The 8443-nt window shown below is 71.5% G+C and carries 11 protein-coding genes; all 11 read left to right on the top strand.

Translation table 11 applies throughout. The features are described from left to right. Positions 1–102: 102 nt before the first annotated feature. On the top strand, positions 103–1575 hold the full coding sequence (locus tag AOJ26_RS11635; RefSeq protein ID WP_053848168.1) for an SCO6880 family protein: 1473 nt from the start codon (positions 103–105) through the stop codon (positions 1573–1575). A gap of 7 nt (positions 1576–1582) precedes the next feature. Then, positions 1583–1891 carry a hypothetical protein gene (locus AOJ26_RS11630; protein ID WP_053848167.1) on the top strand — a complete coding sequence of 103 codons (309 nt, stop codon included), beginning with the start codon at positions 1583–1585 and terminating at the stop codon, positions 1889–1891. 57 nt (positions 1892–1948) lie between these two features. Beyond that, entirely contained in the window at positions 1949–2404 is a 456-nt protein-coding gene (locus tag AOJ26_RS11625) for a DUF6238 family protein (RefSeq protein ID WP_053848166.1), read from the top strand. 25 nt (positions 2405–2429) lie between these two features. Further along, a complete protein-coding gene (locus AOJ26_RS11620; RefSeq protein ID WP_053848165.1) occupies positions 2430–2972 on the top strand; it encodes a hypothetical protein in 543 nt (180 codons plus the stop codon). A gap of 48 nt (positions 2973–3020) precedes the next feature. Beyond that, complete coding sequence (locus AOJ26_RS11615; RefSeq protein WP_053848164.1) at positions 3021–4535, top strand: ATP-binding protein; 1515 nt, start codon at positions 3021–3023, stop codon at positions 4533–4535. Positions 4536–4766: 231 nt separating this feature from the next. Continuing rightward, positions 4767–5288, top strand: a complete 522-nt coding sequence (locus tag AOJ26_RS11610) for a hypothetical protein (RefSeq protein WP_053848163.1) — start codon at positions 4767–4769, stop codon at positions 5286–5288. A 42-nt stretch (positions 5289–5330) separates the two neighbouring features. Continuing rightward, positions 5331–6119 (top strand): hypothetical protein, encoded by a 789-nt coding sequence (locus AOJ26_RS11605; RefSeq protein ID WP_053848162.1) that lies wholly within the window; start codon positions 5331–5333, stop codon positions 6117–6119. Positions 6120–6142: 23 nt separating this feature from the next. Then, positions 6143–6673, top strand: a complete 531-nt coding sequence (locus AOJ26_RS11600) for a hypothetical protein (protein ID WP_234358531.1) — start codon at positions 6143–6145, stop codon at positions 6671–6673. A 43-nt stretch (positions 6674–6716) separates the two neighbouring features. Continuing rightward, positions 6717–7412: a hypothetical protein gene (locus AOJ26_RS11595; protein ID WP_053848160.1), complete on the top strand. Its 696-nt coding sequence runs from the start codon at positions 6717–6719 to the stop codon at positions 7410–7412. Then, the gene (locus tag AOJ26_RS41280) at positions 7409–7816 is read left to right on the top strand and encodes a hypothetical protein (RefSeq protein WP_063790263.1); all 408 of its coding nucleotides are present in this window, start codon (positions 7409–7411) and stop codon (positions 7814–7816) included. The genes AOJ26_RS11595 and AOJ26_RS41280 overlap by 4 nt, the downstream gene beginning before the upstream one ends. Before the next feature lie 97 nt (positions 7817–7913). Further along, positions 7914–8443 (top strand): hypothetical protein (locus AOJ26_RS11585; protein WP_053848169.1); only part of this gene is annotated, 530 nt, incomplete at its 3' end.

Raw genomic sequence — 8443 nt, 5'->3', positions numbered from 1 at the left:
CCGCCCACCGGCCTCTGACCCTGCCCCGCGCCGGGACGGCACCCGCATTCCCCGTGCGACTGTGCCGTCCCGGCCCCGCCCCGCGCTCCCCGGAACCGGCCCTTGTCTGAACTCTCCGTCTCCCCGATCACGGTCAAATTCCCGCACCGCTCCCGGCGCGGCATCCTCCTCGGCCTCTCCCACCCCCAACTCCTCCTCGTCTCCAGCGCGTTGGCCCTCCTGCTCATCACGGTGGTGACCACTGGACTGCTCGGCGCAATCGCGCTGACCCCGCTCTGGGCGAGCGTCGCCGCCCTCGTCACCATCCGCCGCAACGGCAGGTCGCTGATCGACTGGGCTCCGGTCGTCGCCCGCTACGCCCACCGCCGCCGCACCGGCCAGACATTGTGGCTGGCCCGGCCGGTCTCCCGGCCCCGCCAGGACGGCGTGCTGCACCTGCCCGGCACCGCCGCCTCGCTGAAGGTCGTCACCCCCGGCGACTCCGCCAACCAGGCTGCCGCCGTCCACGACCCGCACCACCAACGACTCACCGCCATCGCCCGGGTCAGCAGCCGCGCGTACGCCCTGCTCGATCCCGCCACCCAGAACTCGAACGTGGCGGGCTGGGGCAGGGCCCTGGCCGGCATCGCCCGCACCGGACACGTCGCCACCGTGCAGGTCCTGGAACGCACCGTCCCCGACTCCGGCGACACCCTCGCCCGCCACTGGGCGAAGCACGGCCAGCGCGGCACCCCCGTAGCCGGGCAGGTGTACTCCGAGCTAGTCGCCTCCGCTGGCCCGGCCGCCGCCCCGCACGAGGCATACCTCGCCATCTCGTTGGACCTCAAGGCCGCCAAGCGCCTCATCAGCCAGGCCGGTGGCGGGCTGCCCGGCGCGTTCACGGTCCTGGAGCAGACCACCTCGGCGATCGCCCTCGCCGCCCGCAGCGCGGGACTGATGGTGACCGGCTGGCTGGGTGCGCGGGAGATCGCCGCAGTCATCCGCACCGCCTACGATCCCCACGCCCTCTCCGCCCTCCAGCAGTGGTCGCTGAACGGACGGGCCGAGGCTGACCCCGCTGCGGCCGGGCCGGTCGTCCAGGTCGAGGAGTACGACCGCCTCGGCACCGACAGTGCCCGCCACGCCACCTATTGGATCGAGAACTGGCCCCGCACCGAAACCCATGCCGGGTTCCTGCACGGGATGATGTTCACTGCCGGGGTACGCCGCAGCCTGTCCCTGATATACGCGCCGCAGGGGCTTGAGTCCGCGCTTCGCGACGTCCAGCGCAAGAAGGCCGCCATCGTCGCCGACGCGAACGAGCGTGCCCGCCGCGGACAAGTGGACTCCGAGGCCGACTCCGTCGAGTACGCGGACGTCAAGGTCCGCGAGCGCCAACTGATCGCCGGCCACGCCGACGTCGCCCTGACCGGCCTGCTCACCGTCAGCGCCGAGTCCGACGCCGCCCTCGACGCCGCGTGCGCGCAGATCGAGACCGCCGCCGTCACCGCCCAGGTCGACCTGCGACGGCTGTACTACCAGCAGCCCGACGCCTTCGCCCTTGCTGCCCTGCCGCTCGCCCGCACCGCCCTGTAGTGCGCCGATGACCCACGCCCTCGACCAGACCACCGCAGACACGGTGTTCGCCGCCGCCCGCACCGCCCGCTTCACCGCCACCAACCTCGGACAGATGGCCACCGTGCCGGTCGACGGATACGACTACCGCGTCATCGTCACCCCGGCCTACCGGGCCTACACCGACTGCCGCGGAGGCTGGGGCGGCACCGAGTACACCTTCGCCAGCGCCACACCGGCCCAGGACCGGGCCATACGCGCAACTCTCGCCCTCCAAGCTGCCCCGGCCACGACGCCCCACAGCCGCCCGCACACTCCCCGTCGGTCGGCCCCCTGACCGACCGGGCTCCGCCACAACGTTGACCTCGCCCCGCTCAGGGCTGCAAGGAACCCCTTGACCACTCCCCGCACCATCGAGGCGCACCCCTACCTCCGCGCCGCCACCGCTGGCCTTCGCCACCACACTCGGGCCCACGCCGCCTCCTGCACGCCGGCCGACCGCCTGCATCTGGACACGCTGCACGCCCACCTCACCGCAGCCCACCACCTGCTCGACCAGCTCACCGACACCACCCGGCTCCCGCATCCGGCCGCCGGGCGTCATCTGGCCGCAGCCCACCTGCGCCTGTGGCAGGCCACCGCCGCCGTGCACGACGCCTTCCACACCGTGCCCGCCGAGGACGAAGGCACCGCCGCCGAGGAGTGCCAGCCCGAGCGTCTGCCGGACGGCCCGCTGGTGCTGACCATCTGCCAGCGGCACCTGGCAGCCTCCCACGCGATCCGCCGCAAGGCCACCTCCACCGACCTCAACGCCCCGCTGCACGGCCACACCACTACCTGCAGCAAGTAACACCCCGCCGACGAAAGGGCATTGCATGCGCACGCTTCAGCGCGCCACTTCCACCACGATTGTCCTCGCCGCACTCGCTGGCAGCGCCGCTCTCGCGACTGCCTACCCCGCCGCCGCGGCCGACTACAAGTGCACCACCAGCAAGAAGAGCATCGATGACGCCGCGTACTCCGGGCCGTGGGCGGACAACTGGGACGTCACAGTCCGCCTGTGCGCGAAGCGTTCCGGCTCCACCGTCTACACCTACGCCAAGATCAGCTGGGACGGTCCGGCGTACGGGCAGGTCGACGACAGCACCATATTCGACGACGCCTACTTCAAGCTGCAGGTCAAGCGCTCGCAGTCCGGTACCGACCCGGTGAAGAAGTCGGCGAAGTACTACGGCATCGAGTCGCGGCTGGAGAACAGCGACTCCAACGCCAACTACAACAACAGCTACACCACACCCGTCCTCAGCTACACGATCGGCTCCGCTCGCGGCCTGGCCGACGGCGAACTGCACCTCGACTGGAACAACGACGGCAAGGGCTACGGGAAGCACCTGTTCAGCGCCTCACCGACGGTCTGAGCCACATCCCCCTGCTCGCAGACGCCGTCACGTGAAAGCCGCTCCGTCATGACCCACCGGCCCGCGCGCCGAGCCCGCCGCGCCAGCGCCAGTCCCCTCTTCACCCCGAACGGCACCGACCGGGCCAGCCGCAAGGCCGCCCGGCGTCAACTCGCCGAAGCCGCCGCCAAGGCCCGCTCCGAGGCCGCCGCCCACCCGGACGGCCACGATGCTGTCGAGCCCGAGATGCCGCCACCGCTGTACCCACCCCGCGGCCGTCCCGGACCCGGCTCCGCCCGCGGCGGACGGCTGAAACTGCCGCAACACCGCATGACCACCGCCACCGCATCCGGGGCGTACCCCTTCCTCGCCGAGGGCGGCCTGGGCGCCGAGGGCATCTACATCGGCCGTGACGTCCACGCCGAGGCGTCGTTCACGTTCGACCCGTTCTCCCTGTACGGGCGCCTCGAAGGGTTCACCAACCCCAACGTCCTGCTCGCCGGGGTGATCGGCCAGGGCAAGAGCGCGCTGGCCAAGTCCTTCGCGCTGCGGTCCATCGCCCACGGCTACCGCGTCTACGTGCCCTGCGATCCCAAGGGCGAATGGACCCCGGTCGCTGCCGCGCTCGGCGGCACTTCCATCGCGCTGGGCCCCGGCCTGCCCGGCAAGCTGAATCCTTTGGACGCCGCGCCGCGCCCGGCAGATGTACCGGAGGCCGACTGGGCGGGCGAAATCCGCAAACGCCGTCTGCTCCTGCTCGGCTCCCTCGCCCGTACCGTCCTGGGCCGTGACCTGCTGCCGATGGAGCACACCGCGCTGGACGTTTCCCTCGACGCGGTCGTCGCCCAGGCCGCCGCCACACGCCGCACCCCGCTCCTCGGGGACATCGCGACCACCCTCAACAACCCCGACCAACTCGACGCCGCCGCAGGTCTCATGTCCGGCAGGCTCGGTGAGGCCGCCCGCGACCTCGCCCACGCCATGCGCCGCCTGGTTCACGGCGACCTGGCCGGAATGTTCGATGCGCCCTCCACCGTGCGCTTCGACCCCACCTCGCCGATGCTGACCATCGACCTGTCCAGGCTCGGCGGCTCCGGCGACGACACAGCCCTCGTCCTCGCCATGACCTGCGCGAGCGCCTGGATGGAATCCGCACTCACCGACCCCCACGGCGGACGGCGCTGGATCGTCTACGACGAAGCCTGGCGCCTGATGCGCCACCCCGGCCTCCTCCAACGCATGCAGTCTCAGTGGAAACTCTCCCGCGGCCTGGGCATCGCCAACCTCATGGTCATCCACCGGCTGTCCGACCTGCTGAGCGCCGGCGACGCAGGCTCCCAGGGCCGCGCCCTCGCCGAGGGTCTCCTAGCCGACTGCTCCACCCGCATCATCTACCGCCAGGAAACCGACCAACTCCACGCCGCAGCCGCCCTGCTGGGCCTGACCACCGTGGAGACCGAGGCGATCGCCCACCTCAACCGCGGACGCGGGCTCTGGCGCGTCGCCGGACGATCTTTCATCGTCCAACATCAGCTCCACCCGCACGAGCTGGCCCTGTTCGATACGGACGCCCGTATGCACTAAAACCCCAGCGGGTTCATGCATACCGACATCCCAGCCTTCAAGGGCCCTCGCGCGCCAACTCGGCGCCGCACACCCGAAAGTCCCTTCCACGGAAACCCTCGTTCCCAGCCCCACAACAGCGCCTGCCCCGGCAGTGCGGTCTGCCATACGTCGGCCGTCCCATGCCGCCGCGAGGCGAACCCAAGCCCCCACTGAGAAAGGAAGGACGCCCTGCAGCACCCCGACTTCGAGATGTACGACAACGTAGGCCGGACCGCCGACCAGATCCACGCCTACCACACACGCTCCGCCACCAAGGACGACCTGCGCCGCTGGGCCGATCGCGACGCGGAAGCCTTCCGCACGCAGCACGCCCTGCCGCCCGAGCCCTTCCCCGCACCGGACCTGAGACCGTTCCGCGAGGCTCTCAACGCGGCCGATACTCCGGCCGAGTTCAGCACCGTCCTCAACTCCCTGCTGGACGCGGTCGAGCCATTCCTCAACGAGGTCATCGAGCACCTGGCCGCCACGGCCCAGTGGAAGGGCCAAAACCGCGGAGCCGAACCCGAGTCACCGCCCTGGCTACTCCACGGCGCCGCCAGCAGCATCGCTTCAGCGCTGGCCATGGCGACCGATGCGGATCTGAAGATCCTCCGCGCGCACTACGACCCGCCCCCGGACCGCGACGCGCTCCTGAAGCAGACCCGCACCGCTCCCGACACACCCCCGGCACCGCCCGGACCGCAGCCCGGGTCGGGAGGACCACGGCGCTGACCGCCGACGGATCAACCACCCGCCTCGGCACCTCAGGAACCCATGCCCACACCCCGCACCGACCTGTCCGCCTTCGCTTCCGCACTCGCCGAACGCCTGCCCGGCACCTGGACCAGCGAGTATCACCGCCACCCTGCGTACAAGGACCAGTTCCCCACCGTCGAACGGCTCTGGGACGCCGGCCACGTCGACCACATCGTCAGCCAGTACGTCCTCGGCCATGACGCAGTCCTGAACGGCCCCCACGAACAGCAGCTCTACGTCACCGACCGGCCCCTGTACCGCCACCAGTTCGTGGTGACCCCGCTGGAGCCCGAGGGCTTCAAAACCCACCAGATCTCCCCGGTGCGTGAGCCGAACGGCATCGCCGTCTCCAACGATCCGGTCCGAGCCGCTACCGCAGTCATCCGACGCGTGCTGCCCCGCTACCGGGCAGCCCTGGATGCTGTCCGCCACAACACCCTCATCCAGCCCGAGCCGCCGCACCGCCAGCCCGCGCCCGAGGTCGCCCAGACCCTCACGCTGGTCTGGTACCCGGACGGTGTGGTGGGAGCACCGTACGACTCGGTGCCCGAAGAGGCGCACATGACGCTGTTCGGCTGCCGCTTCCAGTACAGCCCGCACGAGTTCGCCTTCGTGTTGCCGGCCTCCTACAGTCCCAAGAAGCGCGCCCTGCTGGTCCAGCTCGCCACCCAGCGGCTCACGCTCCAGGGCATCGGGGTCAACTTCCGCCGCGCCGCTCCCCTCCCGCCTCCCGCTCCGGCATCAGCAGCCGTGGCCAAGGCACTGCCGACGGTGTCCGCAGCCTCAAGGTCCGTCACCCTGCGGTAGAACCCGGGCCCCATTTCAAGGAGTTGCCGCTGTCCAATCCCGACCAGCGGATGCTGCTGCACGACGTGGCCGACCGGCTCAACACCGTGGCCGATCACCTTCCGCTCCCCGACCAGATCCGCCCGGATCCTGCGCTGAGCGAGATCCTGGACGATGAAGTCCGCCATCTGACCCGCCTGCTGGGATTCCTGGCCGGGGAGAGCGCCTTCCGTCACCGGGCCGCCGCCCGCTACCCGGCCCGGACCACGGCCACGGTGCGCCGCACGACCCTCGCGCTCGCGAGCGCCGCCGAACCCACCGGGCTCGCGCTCGCCGCCCTCGGCGCCGCCGTCCACCACCTCGGCCATCTCGCCGACCTCACCCGCCAGGCCCCCGGCCCCGCCCGCGACCGAGCGGTCACCGCCGCGCACCAAGGGCTCGTGGACCACCTCGGCGACAGTCGCATCCACCTCGCCCGCGCCGCGAAGCACTTGCGTGCTGCAGCCGACACTTGCACGGCACCGGCCGCGACCACCGTGCCCTCGGCCACCGCTACCCCATCCCGTTCTCGCTGATCCCCGCGGCCACCCCGACTACCCACCAGATGAGGAACCGCCCTTGCACATAACCGAGTTCACCCGAGCGCTCGCCGACCGTCTGCCCGGCTGGCAGCCCTCCTCGACCGCGGTACCCATCGCCACCGACCCGGCCAGCGGCCGGATCTGGGACAGCGGCCCGCTGCCGTACGCCGCGTTCGAAACGGACGGCGTCCAGCGAAGCGTGCTCACGCACCACTGGGGCCTGCAGCTGTACGTCATGCCCCGCCCCTACCGCCCAGCCGAGTACCTGGGGCTGCCGATGCTGCCCGCCAACACCAGCCACCAGCACGTCCAGGGCCTCAGAGCCCCGCGCGGCATCGCCATCCCCGCCGACCCCGTCCGCGCCGCGGCCCGGCTGCACCGCCGGCTGCTGACCGACTACCGCCTTTCGTCGGCCACCCCGATCCGGCGCAGCAGCCCCGGCCACCTCCAGGTCCACGTCACCCTCGACGCCCAACAGCGTCCGCGGATCCGCACCGGCTACCTCGGGGCCGTCAGCGAGCTGCTCGCCCGCGGGGGGTTCCTGCTCGACCCCGCCACCGGCGAATGCCACCTCCCGGACGCCTTCACCCCCGAGGCGGCCCGACGCCAGATGACCATCAGCGTGCACCGCCTGCGCCTCCAGGGCTTCCACATCACCATCCCCTCCCCCGACGGCCCGCGCTCTTACCCGCCCCTTGCACGCGTCGCGCCGCGCAGGGGGCAGCAGCGATGAGCCCGACCAACGACGACTTCGTCCACGCCCGCCTGACCACCTGGCAGCACCACATCGAGGAGACCGCCGCCGGCCTGGTCCCGCCTCAGACCGGCAGCGCGCAGGCTGCGCTCGTGCCTGTGCTGGACCAGCTGGTCGCCGTGTACAACCTGGCAGGCGGTCTCGCCGACGCCCACCGACTCGCGCCCTGCCCCGGCACCGCCGCTCCGGTGGAGAGCCAGCTGGGTGTCACGCTCGGCCACGCAGCCGCGCTGCGCAGCCTTAAACGGGCACTTGAGGCGGTCACCACCCCAGTCGCTGACGCGCAACCAGGCACAGGGCCTGCCCCCGCGCCCGCTGTCGGCGAGCAGCACCGCCGGGCCCCCGACGGCCCAGGCGCCCATCCCGTACGCCGACGCCCCTGACGCACGGGCGTCACTCCCCAACCATCCGAACGATCTTGGAGAACTTCTGGCCACCCGTTCCTTCATCGCCCGCCCCACCGACACCGGGTACGCCGGGGTGTACGTCCACTGGGACGGCTACCCCAGCCATCACCTCCCCCTCCTGCTCGGCGCCTACCAGTACCGCTTCGGCGCTGACCTCGATGCCCTGTGCCGCCACCTGATCGACGAGGCGCCCGAAGGCTGGTCCCAGCTGGGCACCGACCTGCTCGAAAGTACTCCCGAACCCCTGCGCGCCGAACTCGTCGGCAGCGACGAACACCCCAGCAGGAAGCTCGACAACGTCCACGTCATCACCGTCGGCGCAGCCGAGCCAGAGCCGAGGACCGTCACCGAGAAGTCCCACGGGGGCCTGGACTGGGGGTACGTCCTGCACCCGCACCACGGCATCGAAGTGATCCCCCTCGACGCAGAACACCGCGGTCCCGTCGTGGCCTGGGACACCGACCCACGGGCTCGGTTCAGCAACGGCACCTACCGCTGGCGCCGTGGCCACCCGATCCCGGCCACCGTGCCGCCCCAGTCCACCGCCCCCAGCACATCCGCCACCGCGCCCGCCCCAACGTCGTCGGCCGCCACACCTCGCAC

It is taken from the genome of Streptomyces sp. NRRL B-24085 (assembly GCF_001282115.1).
Taxonomy (GTDB): domain Bacteria; phylum Actinomycetota; class Actinomycetes; order Streptomycetales; family Streptomycetaceae; genus Streptomyces.
Note: the sequence above shows the minus strand (reverse complement) of the source record. Positions and strands in the feature narration are given on the sequence as shown.